This window comes from Microbulbifer celer (genome assembly GCF_020991125.1).
GTDB classification, from domain to species: Bacteria; Pseudomonadota; Gammaproteobacteria; order Pseudomonadales; family Cellvibrionaceae; genus Microbulbifer; species Microbulbifer celer.
Map to the genome: position 1 here is coordinate 1,306,437 of NZ_CP087715.1, position 22,352 is coordinate 1,328,788.

22 protein-coding genes are annotated in these 22,352 nt (G+C 57.6%); 11 read left to right on the forward strand and 11 right to left on the reverse strand.

The window, feature by feature from the left end; all coding sequences use genetic code 11:
* Window positions 1–78: 78 nt before the first annotated feature.
* The 8 genes from hemH (at window position 79) to LPW13_RS05330 (ending at window position 7,718) form a co-directional block, all read left to right on the forward strand.
* Complete coding sequence (gene hemH / locus LPW13_RS05295; RefSeq protein ID WP_230438390.1) at window positions 79–1,089, forward strand: ferrochelatase; 1,011 nt, start codon at window positions 79–81, stop codon at window positions 1,087–1,089.
* Window positions 1,090–1,602: 513 nt separating this feature from the next.
* The gene (locus LPW13_RS05300; RefSeq protein ID WP_230438391.1) at window positions 1,603–2,283 is read left to right on the forward strand and encodes a hypothetical protein; all 681 of its coding nucleotides are present in this window, start codon (window positions 1,603–1,605) and stop codon (window positions 2,281–2,283) included.
* Between the two features lie 243 nt (window positions 2,284–2,526).
* Entirely contained in the window at window positions 2,527–3,234 is a 708-nt protein-coding gene (tsaB, locus tag LPW13_RS05305) for a tRNA (adenosine(37)-N6)-threonylcarbamoyltransferase complex dimerization subunit type 1 TsaB (protein ID WP_230438392.1), read from the forward strand.
* Window positions 3,235–3,320: 86 nt separating this feature from the next.
* A complete protein-coding gene (locus tag LPW13_RS05310) occupies window positions 3,321–4,121 on the forward strand; it encodes an undecaprenyl-diphosphate phosphatase (protein ID WP_230438393.1) in 801 nt (266 codons plus the stop codon).
* A 72-nt stretch (window positions 4,122–4,193) separates the two neighbouring features.
* Window positions 4,194–5,093, forward strand: a complete 900-nt coding sequence (locus LPW13_RS05315) for an NAD(P)-dependent oxidoreductase (RefSeq protein ID WP_230438394.1) — start codon at window positions 4,194–4,196, stop codon at window positions 5,091–5,093.
* An 18-nt stretch (window positions 5,094–5,111) separates the two neighbouring features.
* Window positions 5,112–6,212: a tRNA-queuosine alpha-mannosyltransferase domain-containing protein gene (locus LPW13_RS05320; protein ID WP_230438395.1), complete on the forward strand. Its 1,101-nt coding sequence runs from the start codon at window positions 5,112–5,114 to the stop codon at window positions 6,210–6,212.
* Between the two features lie 123 nt (window positions 6,213–6,335).
* Entirely contained in the window at window positions 6,336–7,343 is a 1,008-nt protein-coding gene (locus LPW13_RS05325) for a tryptophan--tRNA ligase (RefSeq protein WP_230438396.1), read from the forward strand.
* A 39-nt stretch (window positions 7,344–7,382) separates the two neighbouring features.
* On the forward strand, window positions 7,383–7,718 hold the full coding sequence (locus tag LPW13_RS05330) for a DMT family transporter (protein WP_230438397.1): 336 nt from the start codon (window positions 7,383–7,385) through the stop codon (window positions 7,716–7,718).
* Between the two features lie 183 nt (window positions 7,719–7,901).
* Here the strand turns inward: LPW13_RS05330 and LPW13_RS05335 are convergent, their stop codons facing one another.
* The 3 genes from LPW13_RS05335 to LPW13_RS05345 form a co-directional block, all read right to left on the reverse strand.
* A complete protein-coding gene (locus LPW13_RS05335) occupies window positions 7,902–8,861 on the reverse strand; it encodes a mechanosensitive ion channel family protein (RefSeq protein ID WP_230438398.1) in 960 nt (319 codons plus the stop codon).
* A 9-nt stretch (window positions 8,862–8,870) separates the two neighbouring features.
* A complete protein-coding gene (locus tag LPW13_RS05340; RefSeq protein ID WP_230438399.1) occupies window positions 8,871–9,293 on the reverse strand; it encodes a hypothetical protein in 423 nt (140 codons plus the stop codon).
* Window positions 9,294–9,465: 172 nt separating this feature from the next.
* Window positions 9,466–10,170, reverse strand: coding sequence for an esterase/lipase family protein (locus tag LPW13_RS05345; protein ID WP_230438400.1), 705 nt, complete (start codon window positions 10,168–10,170; stop codon window positions 9,466–9,468).
* A 412-nt stretch (window positions 10,171–10,582) separates the two neighbouring features.
* Here LPW13_RS05345 and LPW13_RS05350 point away from each other — a divergent pair, with 412 nt between their 5' ends.
* Window positions 10,583–11,470, forward strand: coding sequence for a patatin-like phospholipase family protein (locus LPW13_RS05350; RefSeq protein ID WP_230438401.1), 888 nt, complete (start codon window positions 10,583–10,585; stop codon window positions 11,468–11,470).
* Here the strand turns inward: LPW13_RS05350 and LPW13_RS05355 are convergent.
* Complete coding sequence (locus LPW13_RS05355; RefSeq protein ID WP_230438402.1) at window positions 11,456–11,974, reverse strand: PH domain-containing protein; 519 nt, start codon at window positions 11,972–11,974, stop codon at window positions 11,456–11,458. The two genes, LPW13_RS05350 and LPW13_RS05355, sit on opposite strands and share 15 nt — an antisense overlap.
* A 169-nt stretch (window positions 11,975–12,143) precedes the next feature.
* On the opposite strand from LPW13_RS05355, the gene gndA reads away from it, so the two are divergent.
* Complete coding sequence (gene gndA, locus LPW13_RS05360; RefSeq protein WP_230438403.1) at window positions 12,144–13,670, forward strand: NADP-dependent phosphogluconate dehydrogenase; 1,527 nt, start codon at window positions 12,144–12,146, stop codon at window positions 13,668–13,670.
* An 80-nt stretch (window positions 13,671–13,750) separates the two neighbouring features.
* On the opposite strand, the gene LPW13_RS05365 is transcribed toward gndA, so the two are convergent.
* The 7 genes from LPW13_RS05365 to LPW13_RS05395 form a co-directional block, all read right to left on the reverse strand.
* Window positions 13,751–14,224: a DUF4136 domain-containing protein gene (locus LPW13_RS05365; RefSeq protein ID WP_230438404.1), complete on the reverse strand. Its 474-nt coding sequence runs from the start codon at window positions 14,222–14,224 to the stop codon at window positions 13,751–13,753.
* A 98-nt stretch (window positions 14,225–14,322) separates the two neighbouring features.
* Complete coding sequence (rdgC, locus tag LPW13_RS05370; RefSeq protein ID WP_230438405.1) at window positions 14,323–15,312, reverse strand: recombination-associated protein RdgC; 990 nt, start codon at window positions 15,310–15,312, stop codon at window positions 14,323–14,325.
* 93 nt (window positions 15,313–15,405) lie between these two features.
* Entirely contained in the window at window positions 15,406–16,047 is a 642-nt protein-coding gene (locus LPW13_RS05375; protein WP_230438406.1) for an HAD hydrolase-like protein, read from the reverse strand.
* A 159-nt stretch (window positions 16,048–16,206) separates the two neighbouring features.
* Window positions 16,207–16,743 (reverse strand): Cys-tRNA(Pro) deacylase, encoded by a 537-nt coding sequence (ybaK, locus tag LPW13_RS05380; protein WP_230438407.1) that lies wholly within the window; start codon window positions 16,741–16,743, stop codon window positions 16,207–16,209.
* Window positions 16,740–17,081: a YceK/YidQ family lipoprotein gene (locus LPW13_RS05385; protein WP_230438408.1), complete on the reverse strand. Its 342-nt coding sequence runs from the start codon at window positions 17,079–17,081 to the stop codon at window positions 16,740–16,742. The genes ybaK and LPW13_RS05385 overlap by 4 nt, the downstream gene beginning before the upstream one ends.
* A gap of 195 nt (window positions 17,082–17,276) precedes the next feature.
* Complete coding sequence (locus LPW13_RS05390) at window positions 17,277–18,764, reverse strand: aminoacyl-histidine dipeptidase (protein ID WP_230438409.1); 1,488 nt, start codon at window positions 18,762–18,764, stop codon at window positions 17,277–17,279.
* Between the two features lie 137 nt (window positions 18,765–18,901).
* On the reverse strand, window positions 18,902–20,857 hold the full coding sequence (locus LPW13_RS05395; protein ID WP_230438410.1) for a VacB/RNase II family 3'-5' exoribonuclease: 1,956 nt from the start codon (window positions 20,855–20,857) through the stop codon (window positions 18,902–18,904).
* Between the two features lie 330 nt (window positions 20,858–21,187).
* On the opposite strand from LPW13_RS05395, the gene LPW13_RS05400 reads away from it, so the two are divergent.
* Window positions 21,188–22,273: a Glu/Leu/Phe/Val dehydrogenase dimerization domain-containing protein gene (locus LPW13_RS05400; RefSeq protein WP_230438411.1), complete on the forward strand. Its 1,086-nt coding sequence runs from the start codon at window positions 21,188–21,190 to the stop codon at window positions 22,271–22,273.
* The last annotated feature ends 79 nt before the right edge of the window (window positions 22,274–22,352 follow it).

Here is a 22,352-nt window from a genome sequence, read left to right on the forward strand (position 1 = left end):
GCTCCCTCGCGGAGCCTTTTTTTGTGGCTGAACGAGCCACAATGTGACAATCAGCTGAATCGGAGAGAAGGTGGGGCTATGAAGCACGCAGTTATCGTGATGAACCTGGGAACACCGGCGGCGCCGACCCCTGATGGGGTGCGGCAATTCCTGAAGGAGTTTCTCTCAGACCCTCGTGTAGTGGAAATTCCCAGGCCGCTCTGGCAAGTGATTCTCAACCTGTTTATTTTGCCCCGCCGCCCGCAGGCCATAGCGCCCGCCTACGAGGAGATCTGGGATTGCGGGCTGGATGGGGAGCCAGTAACCGGGTCGCCCATTGATTATTACACCCGGCGCCAGGCTGCGTTGCTGCAGGAACGGCTGCAGAAATCGGTAGCGGGTGGTGGTTCCATGGTTGTCACCCACGCCATGACCTATGGCAAGCCAAATCTGGCCGAAACCGTGGCAGAGCTGCGGGAGCAGGGGGTTGAGTCTTTCACCGTGCTGCCGCTGTATCCTCAGTACTCGGCGACGACCACCGGTGCCATTTACGATCAGGTTGCGAAAATAATCCGTGGCCAGCGCAATATTCCGGATATTTCCGTGGCCCACGAGTACTGGCGCAACCCCGCATATATTGAAGCATTGGCCAATTCAGTACGCGAGCACTGGGAACAGCACGGCGCGGCGGAAAAGCTGCTGATGTCTTTTCACGGTATCCCGAAGGCCAATACCCGCAAGGGAGACCCCTACTATCACCAGTGTTGCGGGACGGCAGAGCTGCTCGCCGAGGCGCTTTCGCTGCCGAGGGAGAGATGGGAAATCTGCTTTCAGTCCCGTTTTGGGAAAGCGGAATGGCTGCAACCCTATACCGACAAAACCCTGATTGCGTGGGGCGAGAGTGGGGTTTCCAGCGTGGATGTGATCTGTCCTGCATTTTCATCGGATTGTCTGGAAACCCTGGAAGAAATCGCGGTGGAGAATCGCGCTAATTTTATCGACGCCGGTGGTCGGGAATACCGGTATATCCCGGCACTCAACGCGCGTGCGGATCATATTGACGCGCTGGAGTCGGTTTTGCGGCAGCGTTTAGCGGCAGATTTATTCTGAAATTTTGTTATTTTTTTGGTGCAGCGGAGGTTTTACTGGCTGATTGGCAAAAAATTCAATAAAAATGCCCTAAATGGGTCTTTTTTATTGGTTTCTTCTTGCAAACCGTCTTTTTTTTATTAACTTTGATACAGCTGTGTCATTTTTAATGGCGGAGCTGCTCCCAATATTCCCAGTCCAATGGGTGGGTGAGCCGGAATATCGACATCCAGTTTCCGGCGAGCAACTCAGAAGGCAGGTAGTGAAATGGAATTTCGGGAGTTGATCACGCTCCCGGCGGTGATAAATCCAGGGCTGATACCCGGGCAACTGTCGGCACACAATTCAGTGTTCAAAAAGACTTCTTTATATTAGAGAAGGAGGAGACAAGGGATGGCACGTGTAGCAAAGAAGAAGGCCGGTGCTAAAAAGGCGAAGACCGCAGCGCGGAAAAAGCCAGCAGTGAAGTCCACAGCAGGCGTATCGCCAGCGGTAACCAAGGCGCAAAAAGCGGTGGATTCAGCTGCGAAGGCCATGGATGCCCAGCTCGACCGTGTCGGCAAGGCCCGGGCCCGAGTGCAGAAATCGGGCACTCCCGCCGCCAAGAAGGCGTTGACGTCAGCCAATGCGAAGTTGAAAGATCAGCGCGCGAAAGTGGCTGAGGCCAAGTTGCAGCTGGCCAAGGCCAATGCTATGGACTCTGTGCGTCAGGCTGAAGAGTCCGCCAAACAGAAAGTCACAGAGGTGGCCGAGAAACTCTCCAGCAAAGCGGAAAAAGAGTTTGAGAAGGCGGTCAAAGCCTTTGAAAGCCGCTGGAAGAAGGCTCGAGAAAAGGCTGATACCAAGAAGGTGAAGGCTGCCGAAAAGAAAGCCGAAGCCAAGGTGAAGTCGGCGGCGAAGAAAGCGTCGGCCAAAATGAAAATGCTGGAGAAAAAGGCTGCGGCCAAGGCTAAGGCCGAAGCCAAAAAAGCTGCTAAAAAAGCCAAGACTAAAAAGGCGGTGAAGAAATCTGCGGCAAAAAAAGCCCCAGGTCGTCCTAAGAAGTCTCCGGGCCGCCCCAAGAAGTCGGCGGCGAAAAAGACTGCCGCCAGGAAAGCGGCGACCAAAAAGGTCAAGTCGGCGCCCAAGAAGTCTGCCCGTCGTGGCCGCCCGCCGAAGGCTGGTACCAAAACCGTTGCCCGTCGGGGAAGGCCGCCGAAGAAGGCCAGCTCCTAAGCTTACCTCTCCCGGCGCGATGGATGCAGCGCTTTTGGGCCCTGCTTCTCGCCCCTGTATGGACCCCGGCTTATGCCGGGGTCTTTCGTTATATTCGGTGTATTTCAGGCTCTGGTTGCGTTTGTCGTGCAGCGTGCCACAATTCCCTCCCACAACGTGCCCGGTGCACGCTCCGGCCTCTTCGTTTCCGGCCCCGTGAACGTCCCGGTCCTTTCTCGCTAATTAACTCGTGAAGGTCTCAGTTTGAAGATCCTGGCTATCGATACCACCTCTGGCGCCTGCTCCGTAGCCCTGCTGGATGGTGATGCCGTCAGTGAACAGTTTGTGCAGGCGGAGCGTGATCACACTCGACGGCTGCTGCCCATGGTGGACAGTATTTTGGCCGAGGGTGAGTGCAAATTATCGGAAATTGATGCGCTTGCAGTGAGCCGTGGACCGGGATCTTTCACCGGGTTACGAATCGCTGTCAGCTGTGTGCAGGGGCTGGCATTTGCCGCGGACAAGCCAGTGGTACCGGTTTCCAGTCTGGCGGCATTGGCTTCGGGGGCACGGAGAGTATCTCCAGGATGGGGGAGCAGTCCGGTGGTTGCGGCGCTGGATGCACGTATGCAGGAGGTGTATTGGGGGGTTTACGGAGGGGGCGATCCCGCAAACAGCCTGGTTGAGGAATCTGTTTCGGCACCTGAGCAGCTGGTTACCGCGTTGCAGTCAGGCCAGGTAATGGCCGCGGGAGCAGCCTGGTATGCCGCGGGCCCCGGCTGGCACTACCCGGGACTGGCTCCCTTGAGCCCGACCGAGACAGTCCAGGAATGCCATGTTCACGCGCAAGACATCGGGCGCCTAGCGCTTGAGCTGTGGCAGCGGGGGGAAATGGTATCCGCAGAGGCGCTGGAGCCGGCCTATCTGCGCAATGAGGTGACGTGGAAGAAACGTCAGCGGATTCGCCAGTAATCCGCCGGGCACACGCCATTAATCAGGATATTATCGGGCTGTCCATGCACAGACCACGATAAGAAAAGGCTACAAAGAGCAGTAAAATGGAAATCTTCCAGATCATTATCCTGTCCCTGATTCAGGGCATTACCGAGTTCCTGCCTATTTCCAGCTCGGCACACCTGATTTTGCCGCACCAGGTTCTGGGATGGTCGGATCAGGGGTTGGCATTTGATGTTGCGGTACATTTCGGCTCACTGCTCGCTGTGGTGACGTACTTTCGCAAGGATGTATGGTCGTTGATTTGCGATGGTCTGGGCGGCTTCCGCAGTGGCCAATTCAGCGACGATGGCAGGCTTGCCTGGTTGATCGTGCTGGCGACGATTCCTGCCGGTCTGGTGGGGTTAACCTTCAAGGGCTTCATCGAGACACACCTGCGTTCTTCGGCGGTCATTGCTACCACCACTATTCTGTTCGGTGCACTGTTGTGGTGGGCTGATGTACGCGGTACGCGCCGCGAGGGATTAGCGCAGCTGACCTGGAAGAAAGCGCTGATGATTGGAGCTGCCCAGGCCCTTGCATTGATTCCCGGTACTTCCCGTTCCGGTATCACCATGACGGCGGGACTGATGCTGGGGATGAAGCGGGAAGCGGCAGCGCGCTTTTCTTTTCTGATGTCTATTCCGGTGATCGCGCTCAGCGCACTATTGCTGACTCTGGAGCTTCTGGAAGCGCCCGCGGTAGATTGGAGTTCAATATTGCTTGGTGTGGTGCTTTCCGGCATCAGTGCCTATCTGTGTATCCATTTCTTTCTGCAATTTATCAGCCGTATCGGAATGGCGCCCTTCGCCATATATCGGTTTATTCTGGGCGGCGCGCTGTTTCTGATGATCTGGATGGCGTGACCGGGTGGCGGTCGAACATGCCTGAAAATACTCAACAAATACTGTGAAACACGAGACAGAGAGGTACCGACAATGGCGAAAGTGACATTTATTGGTCTTGGCGTGATGGGCTTTCCCATGGCAGGTTACCTGTCTGAAGCGGGGCACGAGGTGCGGGTATACAACCGAACCCCGCAAAAAGCGCAATTGTGGCTGGAGAAATACCGCGGCGCCGCCTTTGAGACGCCGGCACAAGCGGCGGAAGGCGCTGAGCTGGTTTTTGCCTGTGTGGGTAATGACGATGACCTGCGCTCGGTCACCATCGGAGAACATGGCGCGTTTGCCGCAATGGCCGCTGGTAGCCTGTTTGTGGATCACACCACAGCCTCCGCCGAGGTCGCCCGGGAACTGGATGCGGAAGCGCAATCCCGCGGTTTTTCATTTCTGGATGCGCCGGTATCCGGTGGACAGGCGGGTGCGGAAAATGGTGTGCTGACCATCATGGTGGGGGGTGCTCAGGCGGATTTTGATCGCGCCAAGCCAGTGTTGGACTGTTACGCCCGCGCAGCCAGTCTGCTCGGTCCCGTGGGCAGTGGTCAGCAGTGCAAAATGGTCAATCAGATCTGTATTGCCGGTCTGGTGCAGGGCCTCGCCGAAGGGCTGCACTTTGCCAAAGCGGCAGGGCTGGATGTAGAGCAGGTAGTGAATGTGATTTCCAAGGGGGCTGCCCAGAGCTGGCAGATGGAAAACCGCTACCAGACCATGATGGCGGGCGAATACGAGCACGGTTTCGCGGTAGACTGGATGCGCAAAGATCTTGGCATCGTACTGGAGGAGGCCAAGTCCAACGGCGCCCTGTTACCGGTGACGGCACTGGTGGATCAGTTTTACAGCGAGGTACAGGCGTTGGGAGGTGGCCGCTGGGATACCTCCAGCCTGCTGGCACGTCTCACCAATCTGCGGGACTTTGATGCGCCCGCAGACAAGTCCTGATCGTCGATTCTGGCTGCCGTGAAGGTATTACTGCTTTCTGCCTACGATGCCGACAGCCACAAGCGCTGGCGGCAGGGGCTGGTTGCTGCGCTGGCCGACTGGGCGTGGACGGTACTCACCTTGCCACCGCGATACTTCAGCTGGCGGGTTCGGGGTAACAGTCTGAGCTGGGGCAGGGGAGAAGCGCTGGATACGTTGCGTCAGGGCTGGGATCTCATTGTCGCCACCTCCATGACAGATCTTTCCGCCCTGCGAGGGCTGGTACCTGAAATCGCGCGGATACCTACCGCGGTGTATTTCCACGAGAACCAGTTCGATTATCCCCGCAGCAATGACGCGGTTTCGTCTATCGAACCCCAGTTGCTGAACATCTACACCGCGCTGTGCGGCGATTTACTGCTGTTTAATTCCGAGTACAACCGCAGCACGTTGCTCAGCGGCGCAGAAGCCCTGTTACGACGTTTTCCTGACGCTGTGCCAGAGGGAGTTTGTCGGGAGATCGCGGATAAATCCTCGGTTTTGCCAGTACCCCTGGAAGCTCACACGTTTGTTCCTTACGCTCACAAACCGGCGCGGCCGACGTTCGTATGGAATCATCGTTGGGAGTACGACAAGGGACCGGACATCCTTTGTGCGGCGCTACAGGATTTCGGCCGCCACCATATTCCCTATACCCTGCATATGGTCGGGCAGCAGTTTCGTCGCCAGCCGGCTGAATTTGACAGAATCCGGGCTTTACTGGAGGCGCAGGGGGCAGTGGGTGCCTGGGGGTATCAAGAAAGTGCTCAGGCGTACCGGCAATTGCTGGCCGGGAGCCACGGGGTGTTGTCCACTGCCCGCCACGATTTTCAGGGGCTGGCGGTACTGGAAGCGGTGGCTGCGGGGTGCGCGCCACTGGTCCCGGATAGCCTCGCGTATCCCGAGTGGTTTGGTGAGGGCGGCTGGCAGTACTCCGATGATGTGGAGACCTCAGGTGCTAATCTGAGTGCGGCGATGAAGCGCTGTGCAGAGCAGGTAGCCCGTGGTGAATCGCTGCAGGTCCCCGATGTCAGCCGTCTCGGCTGGCCGGAATTGGCCGGGCAGTACCGCCAGCGGCTCAGTCAATGCGCGGGTGCGTGAACGTACAATCCCATGCGGGAAAGGGGTATCATTCGCCCGGATAATTGATCTGAGCCTATTTGAATAGCGATCCCTGTTGAGTAAAAAGACGGGTGAACAGAAATACGGGAATTTCAAGGATTTATGAGCAAGCAGCGCGTACTAACCGGTATCACCACCACTGGCACCCCGCACCTCGGCAACTACGTTGGCGCCATCCGCCCGGCGATTGCCGCCAGCCAGGAAGAAAACAACCAGTCGTTCTACTTTCTTGCGGATTATCACGCGCTGATCAAATGCCATGATCCCGAGATGGTGCACCAGTCCACCCGCGAGATTGCCGCCACCTGGCTGGCGTTGGGATTGAATACGGATAATGTGGTGTTTTATCGCCAGTCCGATATTCATCAGATCCCCGAATTGACCTGGCTGCTCACCTGCATGACCGCCAAGGGCCTGATGAACCGTGCCCACGCCTACAAGGCCGCGGTGGATGCCAACCGGGACGATGGCGAAGACTCCGACTTCGGTATCACCATGGGGCTGTATAGCTATCCCGTGCTGATGGCCGCGGATATCCTGATGTTCAATGCCAACAAAGTACCGGTGGGTAAAGACCAGATTCAGCATATTGAGATGGCCCGGGATATTGCCCAGCGCTTCAATCACCACTATGGCGAGCACTTTGCGTTGCCCGAGGCAATTGTCGACGAACAGGTTTCGGTGTTGCAGGGGCTGGATGGCCGCAAAATGAGTAAGAGCTACGGCAATACCATTCCGCTGTTCCTGCCGGAGAAGAAACTCAAGAAGCACATCAACAAGATCAAAACGAATTTGCTGGAGCCCGGTGAGCCGAAAGACCCGGATACCTCCACGGTATTCCAGATCTGGCAGGCTTTTGCCACCCCGGAGCAGACGGCAGAGATGCGTCAGGCATTCGAAGAGGGCATTGCCTGGGGCGAGGCTAAAAAGCAGCTGTTCGAACTGATCAATGGCCAGATCGGCGAGGCGCGCGAGCGTTATAACGAGCTGCTGGAAAACCCCGCGGAGATTGAAGCCGAGCTGGAAAAGGGCGCGGAAAAAGCCCGTGCGTATTCCGCGCCATTCCTGGAAGAACTCCGCGCTGCCGTGGGTATCCGCAAGATCGGCTAATCGAACTCTGTCGTTCCGGGATATTTGGGAGTTTCCGCCATGAAGTCAGCCTATATCTATCTGGCGGTGGCCATCGCTGCCGAGGTCGCTGCGACCAGTGCGTTGAAGGCCTCGGAGCAATTCACCCGACTGTGGCCGTCGGTGATCGTGGTGGTGGGTTACGCTATCGCGTTTTATATGCTGACTCTGGTGCTGAAATCCATTCCCGTGGGCGTCGCGTATGCGATCTGGTCCGGGCTCGGTATTGTTCTGGTGGCAATCATCGGCGCAGTTGTGTATCGAGAGATTCCGGATCCGGCGGCCATTGTCGGTATGGGATTGATTATTGCCGGTGTGGTGGTGCTCAATGTTTTTTCTAAAAGCGTGCCCCATTAGCACATCAGTGGCGGTACCGCTACCGGGGACAGCTTTGTGAGACACGCCGTGAACCCATCCCTGGGGGCTCTGCAAAAACATCCCTGTTTTTGAAGGTCTCACAAAGCTGTCCCCGGCAGCGGTACCTTCGCGGAAACGTCTGCGCCTCGAAATCGCTACGTTCGTGGGCAGGCGGAGATTGGGTTATTCCGGCTCTGCTTTCTTTTTCGTCACCGGCCAGCCTTCGCGTGCCTGGCCCGGGCGCCCATCGTCATCGTCGGTTTGATCGTGAAACAGGTGCACCTGGGTCTCGAAAGGCATATCGATGCCGGCGGTATCCAGCGCAATCTTGATGGCTCGAATCACTTTGGGTCGGGTATGGGTGACATCAGACTGCACACTGCTGCTCCACCAGCGGACTTGGATGGTGACCCAGCTGGCATCCAGGCTCCAGGGCAGGGCCTCCGGGGCCGGTTCCGGTAATACTCCCTCTACCTCCCGCACGGCCTTCAGAATGACCTCACAGGCCTCATCGAGGTTATCCCCGTAGCCAATGCCGACTTCGAAATCGCTGCGGCGATGGGCATGCGCCGTCTTTACGGTAACCGCTGTGGTGTAAATCTCGCTGTTGGGGATGACGACCCGCTGCCCATCGTAGGTATCGAGCAGTGTAGCCCGGGTTTCGATTCTGGAGACCGTGCCCTCAAAGTCATTGACACGAATCTGATCGCCGATTTCGAAGGGTTGTCGTACCAGAATCAGCAGTCCCGCGAGCCAGTTTTGCAGAATGTCTTTGAAGGCGAAGCCGATGGCAACCGAGCCAACCCCCAGGCCTGCTACCAGGTCGCCGGGTTTCAGGCTTGGCATCACAATAGTGGCGGAAAGCAGGAAACCGATCAGGATCAGTCCCCATTTGAACAGTCCGCCCAATACCTCTCCGAGGTTGCTACGTTCCCGCCGGGTGAGCTGGCGCAATACCAGAAACCGGCACAAGGTTCCCAGCAGGACAAAGATTATCAGGAGCACCAGCGCGACCAGGATATTCGGTAGCAGGTGAATGGTGCCATCCACCCAGCTATCGACCTGCTGGATGGCAGCGTCATAATCCGCGTCGATCTGCGGAGGTTTCTCCGCCTGCCGGGGGAGTGATGTCGGAACCAGCATGACGGGCATTTAGCCTGGATCTGAAACGCGGATGTCGAGAGAGAACCGGGCAGCTTCACCCTCGCTTGCCGCGTTGCGCAGCAGAAAAACCACCACGCGATAGGTGCCGTCGCGGGGCAGGGTGGCGCTGAACCCTGGCCCACCGGGCCGGCTGGTAAACATCGCCCGGGGCGCCGCGGGGGCATTGATGCGAAAGAGGTTGTGACTGTTGGTGCTGGCAATCCGCACCTGCATGGATTGGCCGGTTTTGCCATCAACCAGATATTCCACCGTCTGGTAGCCGTTGATGGCGTCATACATCCGGGCGGCTCCAGCACCGGAGGGCGCTTCGGCGAGGCGTACGCGCTCACTGCGCCGCTCGTTCTGGGGGCCGGCGATGACGGTAATGGCGACGAGAAGCGGGATGGGAATGAATTTCCACAGGCTCTGCATCGGCGAACTGTCCTCGAGTATTGCCAGGGGAATTGACGCTTTCCCCGATTCCTCTTCGAGTCTAGTTGAAATTCGCGCAACCGAGGGGAGGCACACCTAAAGCCTGGTAATCAGGTGGGACTGTACTCAGAGAGCGCTGGATGAGAGAGGCCTGAAACCGGAAGCGTGAAGTTCAGCTCTGTTCCGACTCGGGGCGCAGAAACGTCCCGTGTTCCAGGTAATTCAGAACCTGAGAGATTACTTTGGCATTTTTCATCATGAAGACATGGGTCACCGGCATTTCCAGATGATCCTGCATACCTTCCAGCTTGGTGCTCTCCACAGTGACTTTTCCATCATCTGCGGCCGGGAGGAATTGTGACAGAATCAGGTTGATACTGCGGGTGCCGGCGATAATGCCAAGATCAAAGTGGGCTGCACCCAGTTGATTGGGGACGCTCATCTTGCCGGTACCGAGCTGTAATCCGGCCTCACCAAACATCATCTTGAAGCCGGGGAAGTTACCCAGGCGGTCCACCACCTCACTACCGTGGTTGGGTGGACCGAGCATGACCACGCGGCCAAGATTCGGCAGTTCCACCTTACTCAGATACTGGCGCACCAGAATGCCACCCATGGAATGGGTGACAAAGTGCAGCTTTTGCAGCTCCGGGGTACGTTTTTTGCAGTCATCTACCGCGGGTGCGATGGCGGGGCCGGCAAGCTGTTCGATGCGGCGTTCGGTGGAAGGGTAATGTACGTTTACCGTGGTGTAGCCAGCCTCCGATACGGCGGCCTCCAGTTTGGCCATCGACGCGTCGGATTTTGCCAGACCGTGGAGCAGAATAACGCATTCAGAGGCTGCCGCCGGCAGACTGAAAAGGGATGCGAGAAGCACCAGTATTTTTGCGGTAGGGGAAGTTGAGCAAATCACGCGCATGGCAGTCTGACCTGATCCTGTCAACATAATGTCTGAGAATCGCAAAGCTTACTATTTTTCAACCGGTTCAGACCAGCCGGACATTGATGGGCGAGCGGCGCTTGCGCCTGTCTGGCGGCAGATTCTACGTGCAGTGTGACGTTGTCTTACGGCGTTGTCCTATGGCGTTGCCTTATGCCCTCTCTTGCCGCAAAACAATCGATACCATAACGGAAAATAATTGGCGGGATCTGGTCACTTTGGCTACTTTCAGTGATCGAACGAGACGCGGCGGCCATCACCGCCGAATGTGATAATCGCACACTGCAAGCGCGGTGTTGTTACAAACCCAGTTCGGAATAACGAGAGGTTGTCCCAGGTGTCTGAATCCGTGAAATCGGCTCTTGTGGTTGAAGGTGGCGCGATGCGTGGCATTTTTGCCGCGGGTGTTCTGGATAGTTTCCTGGATGCCGCTTACCAGCCGTTTGATTTTGCGATCGGTGTGTCCGCCGGGTCTACAAATTTGATCGGATACCTGGCGGGGAATCCGGGACGTAGCCGCCGGATCCTGATGGACCATGCGCGTCGAGAGGATTTCATCAACTGGCGCCGCTATCTCAAAGGCGGGCACTTTTGTGACGTGGGGTGGTTGTGGCATGCATCATTTGACGAGGTCCCACTGGATACCGCGCGTTACCTGAATAACGGCGTTCCCTTATACGCGGTAACCACCAGCACCGAAACCGGGCGGCCACACTACCTGAAAGTCACGGCAGACAATATGCATCAGGTGTTTCCCGCCTCCTGTGCCATTCCGCTGTTCTATCGCGATTTTCCACAGGTTGACGGTGAGCCCATGACCGATGGCGGCCTGGGGGATTCTATCCCGGTCATTCAGGCCTATGAGCAGGGCGCGCGCGATATCACCGTGATACTTTCGCGCCCCAAAGGCTACAGAAAACATCAGGGCAGGGCGCCCCGTTTGATCAAGGAGTTCTTCCACGATCACGCGCGGTTGTTTGAGGCGGTACTGACACGGGGAGAGCGCTATAACCAGGCCCTGGACTTTATCGAATCACCGCCGGAAGATTGCCGGGTATCCGTCATTGCGCCGCCGCCCGATTTCCCGGTCAAGCGGTTCACGCGGGAGCCCGGCTTGCTCGAGCAGGGCTATCGGGTGGGGCGTGATGCAGGTGTAAATTATCTCCAAGCCATGCACCCGGTTGGGGCTGAAGACGGCTCAAACATGGTCCGCCGGGCGGTTTCAATGCCCCGGTAAATCAATCGCCGACTGCACTGTTTGCACAAAGCGCTGTGGATTGTCCGGGGTGACCACAATCTTGCGCTCGGCGTATTCCAGAACCGCGGCATTATCCGGGTCGGTGGCAAACGCACGATAGCGTCCCAGACGAGCGTTTCTGAACAAGCCGATGTAACCGAACAGACCGCCATTGCCAAACACCCGCGAGGATTGCGCCATCGCCCGTTCATCCGCGTGCACGGCCTGCACCCCATTGAGGGGAATCGAAGTCGACCAGCCGATACGCAGGATTTTCAGTGTGTGCCCCTCAAGCCGATAGCCGCGAATCGCAAACAGCACACTAAGGGCAAAAATGGCCGGTGGCAGCCAGATCCCGATCAGGTAACTGGTGGGCATCGGGTCCGGTGCCCGTGCCAGCATCACCATTGGCATACCAAGCAACAGGGCGGTAGAAATTGCCGTTAGCCAGCGCAGTTGCCTACACCACGGCGCGGAAAAGTCAGTGCGCGTTCGATACATCATTCGTGTGGCCAGTTTTTCCACTAAAGAGGGGCAGATTTGGTGAATATTATCCTACACGCTAAGACATACACAGTGGCATTCTTTAGATTGTCTCCCCGATCCTGAGCGCAATTGTTATACTCCGCGACCTTTTCCCCAGGCCGATTGGCCGCTTGTACCGGAGACTTCCATGGCAGAATCAGACACTCGCTGCGATATCGGTTTTATCGGCGCGGGGGTTATGGGTAAGAACCTGATCCTCAATCTGGTAGACAACGGCTATCGGGTCTGTGCATTTGACCTGGACCACAGCCGACTCGAAGCACTGCTCGCACAGGATGCGCAGGAACGTGGTGACCAGCCGCCGCGGGTCGAAATCTGCAATTCCTATACCGAGCTGCTGGCGCGCGTAAAAGCGCCGCATCTGATCATTCTGTCTGTGCCCGCCGGTGGGCCGGTAGATGATGTCTGCAACAAGCTGTTGGATGCCGGATTGCAGGCGGACGATATTGTCATCGATACCGGCAACAGCCTGTGGACCGACTCGGTAGATCGCTGCAAGCGCTACGACGGTAAACTGATTTTCTTCACCACCGCGGTTTCTGGCGGTGAAGTGGGCGCGCGTTTCGGACCTTCCCTGATGCCCAGTGGCGACCCCTATGCCTGGGCGCGGATTGAACCTGTCTGGCATGCGATTGCCGCCAAGGTGGATGCTGCCACCGGCCAGCCCATCGAGCGCTTCGAGCCCGGTAACCCGGTGAAAGAGGGAGAACCCTGCGCGGCCTATATCGGCCCGATCGGCTCCGGGCATTTCGTGAAGATGGTGCACAACGGCATTGAATACGCCGACATGCAGATGATCTGCGAGGCCTACGATGTCATGCGCAGCGCGCTGGAAATGACCCCACAGGAAATCGCCAAAGTGTTCCGCGAATGGAACAAGGGCGTACTCAACAGTTACCTGATCGACATCAGTGCGGAAGTGCTGGATACCCGGGATTCCGAGACCGGTGAGCCCCTGGTGGATGTGATCCTGGACCGCGCTGGCCAGAAAGGGACGGGGCTCTGGACTGCCGTGGGCGCACTGCAGGTGGGTTGTCCTGCGCCGAGCATTGCGGAAGCTGTATTCGCCCGTTCACTGTCTACCCGCAAGGTGCTGCGCACCCGCGCCGCGAGAAAGTTGGCGGGCCCGGAAGTCACTCCGGTACCTGCAGCAAAGCGTGAAGAAGCCATTGCGCAGCTGCACGATGCCCTCTATTGCGCCAAAATCTGTGTGTATGCGCAGGGCTTCGATCTGATGAAGCTTGCTGCCCGCGAGCAGGGGTGGGAATTGAACTTTGCCGAGATCGCCCGCATCTGGCGCGCCGGCTGTATCATCCGCGCGGTATTCCTGCAGTCCATCAGCGATGCCTATGAGCGTGACACCAAGCTCTCCAACCTGTTGCTGGATGACTTCTTTATCGAGCAGATCGCCAAGCACCAGGGCAACTGGCGCCGTGCGGTGGCGGATGCCACCATCGGCGGTATCCCGGTGCCCGCGTTGTCTTCCGCACTCAGCTACTACGATGCGTTCCGCCGCGAGTCATTGCCGGCGAATCTGTTGCAGGCGCAGCGGGATTTCTTCGGTGCGCATACCTTTTCCCGGGTGGATAAACCGGAGCAGCAGAAGTATCACGTGGAGTGGAGCAAGCCCGGTCGGCCGATGAGGCGGATGTAACGTCCTTTGTAAGCATTTTGATTTGCCCAGAAAAATGGCCGCTGTTACGGCCATTTTTTCATTGCAGGCAATGGTCACGCTTATCGCGCTTTCACTGGAAAGCTGCGAAAAGCATCATTTACGGCGCGGTCCAGCGCACGCTGGGGATTGTTCAGTCCTTGCCGGGTGACCGGTTGAAGTGCCTGACCTCGCCACAGGGTGCTTTTCTGTTTCGCGTCCATCAGGTCGATGGTCAGGTGGCCCGCGGTTGAACTCTTGACGTCTGCATGTATGCCGCGGCGATCACGTACCTGGGGGCCGGGCGTGGCAAACACATTCACATCCACCAGGACATCGGGGGTGTTGCTGAAGGTGAGGCCGCGGGCCATTAGTTGCTGGGCAACTTCCTGCTGGGCAATGGTCTGTCCACGGCTTGGGGGGCGGCCTTCGGCAAAGCCAAAGGTCTGATACTGGCTCCAGGACGCCGCGAGCGGGTCCGTGGAGTTGGTGGGGGAGCCGGCACATCCGGCAAGCAAGACCGCCGCAATGGCGGAGGCAGTTTTCCAGACTCTCATCTCTAGTCGCCTATTCATAACCTGTATATCCCGGATCTCGGGGCGTGGTACAGGTTAGTTTCGACGCGCTGTGAGTCAGTAGTCTGGAAACCGCCGGGTCAGAATACGACTTCCTCTGCTTCACTCGCTGCGGCCTGATCTTCTCTGGTGGCGCCAGCGACGATCTCTTCGACGCTGGCGGTATCGGTATTGAGGCCGCCGAAGGCGTTCAGCAGATCTTTCAGCAGGGCTGAAATTTCCAGCGCCATGACGGAGAACTCGATATCGAAACGCTGAGCGGCATTGTCGGCATCGACGTTGTCCGCCTTTTCAGTAACGGCGTCGCTGAATTTCAATCGTTTGATCGCCAGCTGGTCGTCGACCATCAGCTCCACCCCGTCGCGCCAGGTCAGTCCCAGCTTGTGGACTTGCATTCCCGCCACCAGGTGGTTGTGAATCTCTTCCGCACACAGGTCCTGGTTTTTGCAGCGGATCACGCTGCCGGATTCCTGTGGATCGCGCAGTTCACACTCGTGGCCAAACTCGAAATGCGTCGGTGCTTCCGGGGCCGTGAGCCAGTGGGTCATGGACTGTTGCGGAATGTTCTTTGCGGACAGCGGTACGACTGAGAGGCTGCTGATGGCTTCGCGCAGATTTTCCAGCAGTTCCTCTGCCGCCTTGGCGGAGGACGCATTGATCACCACCCAGCCATCTTTGGGGGCGATATAGGCGAATTGCAGGCGAGAGCGGGCGAAGGCCTTGGGGCGCATTTCCAGCAGCACGTCGTCCTTCAGGTTCTGCCGCTCCTTGCGGCCCACATTGCGGGCCTCTTTATCGGCGATGGCCTGGGCCATTTCCTCGACTTTCTCGTTCACCACCGCCGCGGGAATCACCTTCTCCTGCTTCTTGGCGCAGACCATCAGGTAGCCGTCGGTGTGGTGTACCAGCTGGGTTCCGTGTTTGCCCAGTGGCGGCACCCAGCCACAGCGGGCCGAGTCCTGGCTGCCACAGGGCGTAAATGTGGCGGGCTCCAGCAGTTCGTGTAGCTGTTCGGCGGAGAGGGAGAATTCGCGGGTGAGTCGATAGACTCGCAGGTTTTTAAACCACATACAGCAGGCCGTCAGGTTCGGGTTATTGGTAGGGTCAAGCGGCCGGGCATTATGCGGGTTCTGCGCGGCCGGGGCCAGAGGTTCAACGGGGGTTCAATCGCACAGCTGCAGCAGGTCGGCGGGTTCGCTGAACAGGTGCCGGGGGCTGTGTTGCGCAAGCTCCTCGCGGCTGCCGTACCCCCACAACACGCCGGCACTGGGCAGCCCGTTTTTATGTGCGGCCGTGAGGTCAAAGTGGCGGTCGCCGATCATCAGTGCATTGCTATCGATGGTGCGGGTTGCCAGCAGCGTTTCCAGTTGCTGCCATTTGGCAATGCCGACATCGCCACCGCTGACGAATTGAAAGTGACCCAGCAGGCCGAACATATCCAGGATCCGCTCGGCAAAATCCGCCCGTTTGGAGGTGCAGACCGCGAGCTTGATGTCGTTGTTCTGGCCGAGTTGTGCCAGCAACTCCGGAATGCCTGCGTAGAGCGCATTCTCCGCGTAGCCGACTTCCGCATAGCGCTCGCGGTATTTGTCCACCAGGGCCTGCACCAGAATCGGATCCTCGCTGCCACAGAGGTGCGACAGGGTGTGCTCCAGTGGTGGGCCGATATGTGGGGTAAGGGCTTCTGCCGGGCGCTCCGGAAGATCGTGGGCGGCGAGGGCGTAGTTCATGGAGTTGACGAACCCCTGGGCGGGGTCGCTGATAGTGCCGTCCAGGTCAAACAGTAGCCACTGGTGTTCTGTCATATTGCTACCTTGTTGTTGAGAGGGAGTGAGAAAAGATCAGGGAAAGCGAGATAAAGAGGGCGGCAAGCTACTGGGCTAGTGGTCCATGCGGAAAATTCTGTAACCGATCACTTCGCCACAAACTCCAGGGCGGCGCTGAAAAAGCTAGAATTAACGCTGCTAGTCCTGCGCTTTTTCAACGCCACCCTGGAGCCTGTGGCTGTGTGCTTTAGTTACCGAATTTCCCGCATGGACCACTAGCGCAGTGAATGTCGCTCCGGTCAGCTCAGCCAGTTGCTCTGGTGGAAGTTCAATCTCCAGACCGCGGCGACCGGCGCTGATATAAATGCTCGTGAACCCTGTAGCAGTCTGATCGATAAAAGTCTTCAGGCGCTTTTTCTGGCCCAGCGGGCTGACGCCACCCAGAACATATCCGGTGGTGCGCTCCACTTCTGTTTTATCCGCCATAATGGCTTTTTTGGCCCCGGCGGCTCTGGCGATCTGCTTCATGCTGAGCATGGCGGAAACCGGCAGTACCGCCACACCCAGCTCGCGTCCATCCAGTTTTACCACCAGCGTCTTGAATACACGCTCGGGGGCGACGGATAGTTTCTCCGCCGCTTCCAGCCCGTAGGATTCACTGGCCGCATCGTGCACATACTCATGTACTGTGTATGGGACCTTGGCCTTCCTGGCGGTGTTGATGGCGGGTGTCATTGTTGATCGATCTGCAGATTGCCGTGTCTATTTTGGCGGTAGAGGGTGAAGGGCAGGGCGATTGTATCGGTAGCGGCGGAAGCGACACTATCGAACACGTAAAAGCCCAGCACCCAACCGAACACCATGGAGTCTTGCGTGGAGTTCAGTTTACACGCGTTGTAAGAAACCCCGCTATACACCCGGGGCAGTGACTGACAATGCGTCTTCTGACGTTTCAGGTTGGCTGCTACTTCCTGATCAGAATTGGTCAGGGTGGTGAAGGTGCCGCATGCCGTAAGGGGTAGAGTGGCGAGTAATGTGGTGAATAGGGAGCGTGGTTTTGAAATACGTGGCAAGAGTCAATTCCTGTTGTTATTAGAAGGCGGTTTGTTATTGGGGGCGATCCAGTCACAAGAATAACAAGTTACTGAATTGCGCCGCCATAAGTCAAAACCGGAGTTGGGAACTGAGAAAGGTAGCCGGCCAAGGCAGTACAAACAGAAGGGGACGACGCCGGGTAAATCAATCATCCTGGCGTCGTGCAGCAATGGTCAGCTTTTTTGCGGAATGGCTGCCACCACTTTCAGGAAGTACGCCCAGAAATTGCCCACGCTCTCAATATGTACCCGCTCTTCCGGAGAGTGCGCGCGGCGGATGGTGGGGCCGAAGGAGATCATATCCCAGTGTGGGTAAGGTTTGGCCAGCAGTCCGCATTCGAGGCCCGCGTGGATGACTTTCACTTCCGGCTCTTTGCCTTCCATATCCTTATAGACGTCTTTCATCAACGCCAGCAGCGGAGACTGGATGTTGGGTGTCCAGCCGGGGTAGGCGTTATCCAGGGAGACATTTGCACCGGCCAGCTGGAAGGCGGCGGCGACGTTCAGACCGTGCTGGTCGCGGGCACTGTCGGACAGGCTGCGCACCAGGCACTGGATACGTACGCGATGGTCGCCGCCGTCACCTTCTTGAGCGCCTTCTTCAGTGACGACGCGAGCCAGGTTGTTGGAGGTCTCCGCAATACCTTCCAGTGAAGTGCTCATACGCTCCACGCCGTTGGGGCAGCAGCGGAGAGCGCGGACGAGTTTCTGCTGCGTATCACTGTCGAGCACGGTTTCCGGCGCTTTTGTGGCTTCCAGTGTGATATCCAGCTTCGCTTCATTGTCGAGCTCGGCCTTGATCAGTGCGATTTCCTGCAGGGCAATTTCCGACAGGCGTGCGGCCTTCTCTGCCGGCACGGTTACAACGCTGAAAGATTCCCGGGGAATGGCATTGCGCAGGCTGCCGCCGTCAAGTTCGGCGATATGCAGTTCGGTGATTTCCCCAAGGGCAGTGTCGATGATGCGGTTGGCTATCTTGTTGGCGTTGCCGCGGCCTTTATCGATATCGAGACCGGAGTGACCGCCGCGCAACCCGCGTACGTTCAACTTGAACGCTTTGTGGCCTACCGGTACCGGCTGCGCGCGGTAGGGCAGGGTGACATTGATGTCGACGCCGCCGGCACAACCCACGTAGAGTTCGCCCTCATCCTCGGTATCCAGGTTCAGCAGCAGTTCCGCCTCGAAGTGTCCCGGCTGCAGGTGTTTGGCACCGGTCATGCCCGCTTCTTCGTCGATGGTGAGCAGTGCTTCCAGCGGCGGGTGGGGAATATCTTCGGACTCCAGCAGGGCGAGGATAGCCGCTACGCCGATGCCGTTGTCCGCACCGAGGGTGGTGCCTTCCGCGGTAACCCATTCGCCGTCGACATACGGCTTGATGGCGTCAGTGAGGAAGTCGTGTTCGGTGTCGGCATTTTTCTGTGGCACCATATCCACGTGGCTCTGCATCGCCAGGATCTTACGGTTTTCCATCCCCGGGGTGGCGGGCTTTTTGATGATGATATTGCCGATCTGATCCAGTTTGACGTCCAGACCGCGCTGCTTGGCGAAATCCACGATGTATGCCACCACCTTGTCTTCGTGTTTGGAGGGACGGGGGATCTCGCACAGTTTAGCGAAGTGTTTCCACAGCGGGACGGGGTTCAGTTCAGCGATCGTGGACATGGGTTTTCCTTGATTCTTGCTTGATACTTTGGTGGACCATTGATGATGGTCTCTGATTGCCGCGGCGCTTTTGGCGCCGCGGCAGCATAGAGATATAGTCCCGGGGGCATCAGAGGGGCGGGGAACCTCTCCGGGAATTACGCCGCGGGTGTGGCTTCAGTGACCAGTTCAAAGGCGATACGGCGCTTGTCGGTATCGACCGCACTGATTTTCACCTGAACGTCCTGTTCCAGCTGGAAGGACTCCTCACCGCGGGTGATACGCAGGTGCTTGCCATCAAATTCAAACGGCTGCTTTTTGCTATTGAAGCGCACAAAACCGTTGACGCCGTACTCTTCCAGGCGCACACCGATGCCGGCACCATTTACCAGGGTGATTTTTCCGGTATGGGTCTCGCCAATTCTGTTTTCCAGAAACTGGCAGTACAGCCATTGTTGCAGTGCGCGATCCGCCTGGCGGCCGGTGGCGACCCGCTGTTGCAGGGATTCGCTACTGCTGGCGTCGAGTGATGGGAGGTTTGCGCCTTCACCTTCAAGGGCGGCACGCAGAACACGGTGGTTGTGCAAATCGTTGAATTTGCGGATCGGCGAGGTGACCGTGGCGTAATGGGTAAGGCCGAGTCCCAGGTGCGCAGCAGCCGTGTGGCTCAGCTCGCCGGGGCGGAGCATGCGCTTGAGTACTGCGAGTACATTCTGCATGGCCGGCTCAGAGTGGGATTCCAGGTGTTTTACCAGTTTGAGGTAATTATCCAGATCCAGCAGGTCCAGCTCGGTAAACTCCGGCAGGGTTTCTTTCAGTAGCGCGCGGACCTCCGCCATGCGTTCGTCGCGGAAACCGAGATGGATGGAGAAGCACCCTGCACCGAGTTCCGCCAGCTTCTTGCCGGCGCAGATATTGGTCGCGAGCATGGCTTCTTCCACCATGCGCTGGGCGGTGGTGCGCTCCTGCTTTTCGATGCGCTCGATTTTGCGCTGGGCGTTCAGAATCAGCGCGTAGTCCGGGCGATCTTCCATCACCAGAGAGTGGCCTGCGCGGTACTCGGCGCGGGCTTTGCTCAATGCATCCAGGTGGCGCAGGCTGGCGTGCTGCTCCACCGGCACAGCGGATTCGTCACCGTCGATAAACCGGGCAACCTGGGCATAGCTCAGCTTGTGCTGGGAACGGACAGCGGCAAATTCGTATTCAAAGCCATTCAGCGTTCCGTCTTTACCCACCTCAATATGCATCACCAGGGCCGGGCGCAGTTCATTCGCCAGCAGGGAGAAGCTGTTTTCACACAGGCTGGCGGGCAGCATAGGCAGGGTTTCGCCGGTCAGGTAGACACTATTGGCGCGCTGGCGTGCGTCTTTGTCCAGAGCGCTGCCAGGTTCAATCAGGCTGGCGGGATCGGCAACGGCAATGTGCAGGGTCCAGCCGCTGTCGGATTCGGTGACCGCCAGGGCATCGTCCATATCTTTGGTGGTTTCGGCGTCGATGGTGACAAAGCCCAGGTCGGACATATCTTTGCGCTCAGCGCAGAGTGTTTCCAGTTGTGCGGGAATATCTTCTGCCTGTGCCAGCGCTTCTTTACTGAACTGGTCCGGGAGCTGGTACTGGGCCACCACAAAAGCGTGCTCGATACCGGGCATTTCCGGTTTGCCGATAACGCGTTCTACCTTCGCCTGGGATCGACCGTCTTTAAAGGGATGGCGTGTGACACTACAGGCGATGAACTCACCGGGCTGGGCTTTACCGCGCGCCTTGGGCGGCAGAAATATCCAGCGGGACAGACCCGGTTGGCTGGGTTGGATGAAATGGCCCTGTCCGCGCTGAACGTACTGGCCGACCAGATACTTCAGCTCGCTGTCGATCAAGCTGTCCAGTTCTGCGGAGAGCTTTCCTTTGTCTTCGTCATTCAGGCTCACCCGCACCCGGTCGCCGGGGAACACGCGATCCATTTCAGCCGGTGGCAGGAACGCTTCGCGACCGTCATCTAGCACCACAAACCCAAACTTGCCGCTGCTGCCGCGTACCCGTCCTTCAGCATACTCCTTGGTGGAGCGGATGTCGGTTTTCAGTTGTGTCAGCTGCTTGAGAGCATCGGCATTGAGCATTGGGCGGTTCTCTGTGGGTCTGTTTGGGCGCGGATTCTACCAGATGGAGTAGGTCAGACCAGTGGCGGTGTGCCCGGTGGACGGCTGTGGCACAGCGATGAGGTGACTGGTGGGCCTTTTACGTTGTTCTGATGATGCTTGTCTCATATATTTGCATCTATTGTGATAAATTTATCGCATTGGGGTTTGTTTCAGCAAAAAATGCAATGCCCGTATGGGCACAGTACATATATGCTTTAGACCCTAGAATAAAACACGGTCTGCGGGCGACGCTGACACAATTGGCCGAGCTGATTGCTGCCGTAAAACCGGCCTCTGGAGAGGATTGTTATGAGTGTATTTTCCCATCCTGCCTACGATAATCATGAAGAAGTTGCCTTTTATCACGACGCCAAAAGCGGTCTGAAGGCCATTATCGCAGTACACAACACCAATCTGGGACCGTCCCTCGGCGGCTGTCGTATGTGGCCCTATGCAGATGATGGAGAAGCACTGAACGACGTGCTGCGTCTGTCCCGCGGTATGACCTACAAGTCCGCGATGGCCGGACTCAAGTTGGGTGGCGGTAAATCCGTCATTATTGGCGATCCTCGCAAACAGAAGACCCCCGAATTGCTGCACGCCATGGGAGACTTTCTGAACTCTCTCGGTGGCCGCTACATTACAGCGGAAGACTCCGGCACCAGTGTCGCGGACATGCAGATCATAGCCGAGCGCAGTGAATTCGTTTCCGGGGTGACTTCCGGACAGGAGCACGGTGGCGACCCGTCTCCCTCCACGGCCTACGGCGTATTTGTCGGCCTTAAGGCAGCGGTGGCCCACCGTTGGGGCCGTACCGACCTGAGCGGCCTGAAGGTTTCCATTCAGGGCGTGGGCAATGTCGGATTCCGTCTGGCCAAGCTGTTGAAAGATTCCGGCGCTGAACTGTTTGTTACCGATATCTTCCAGGACAACGTCGACCGCGCCGTCAATGAGCTGGGTGCCACCGCAGTGAGCGCGGAAGAAATTTTTGATCTGGACGTCGATCTGTTCGCCCCGTGTGCTCTGGGTGCGATTCTAAATGACGACACCATCGCTCGATTGAAAGTCGGTGCGATTGCCGGTGCTGCCAACAATCAGCTCGCAGAAGCCCACCATGCCCAGCTATTGAAAGACAAGGGGATTCTTTACGCCCCGGACTATGTCATCAATGCCGGTGGCATCATTGACGTTTACTACCAGCAACTGGGACAGCAGGGTGACTACGACCCCGCGCAGGTGCAAGCCCATATTGAAACCATTGGCACCACTATGGAAGAAGTTTTCCAGCGCGCAGATGACAGCGGCGAAACCACTGCGCATGTTGCCGATCGGATTGCGGAAGAGCGTTTTGGTCATGAGGATGCGCTTAAAAAGTCCGACTCTGCGGCGGCCTGATCTCCAGGCTGCATCACACGATTTTTACCTGATTTTCCCGCCAGTTCTCTATTCTCTGTGAGAAGTCTTCGGGCGCTAC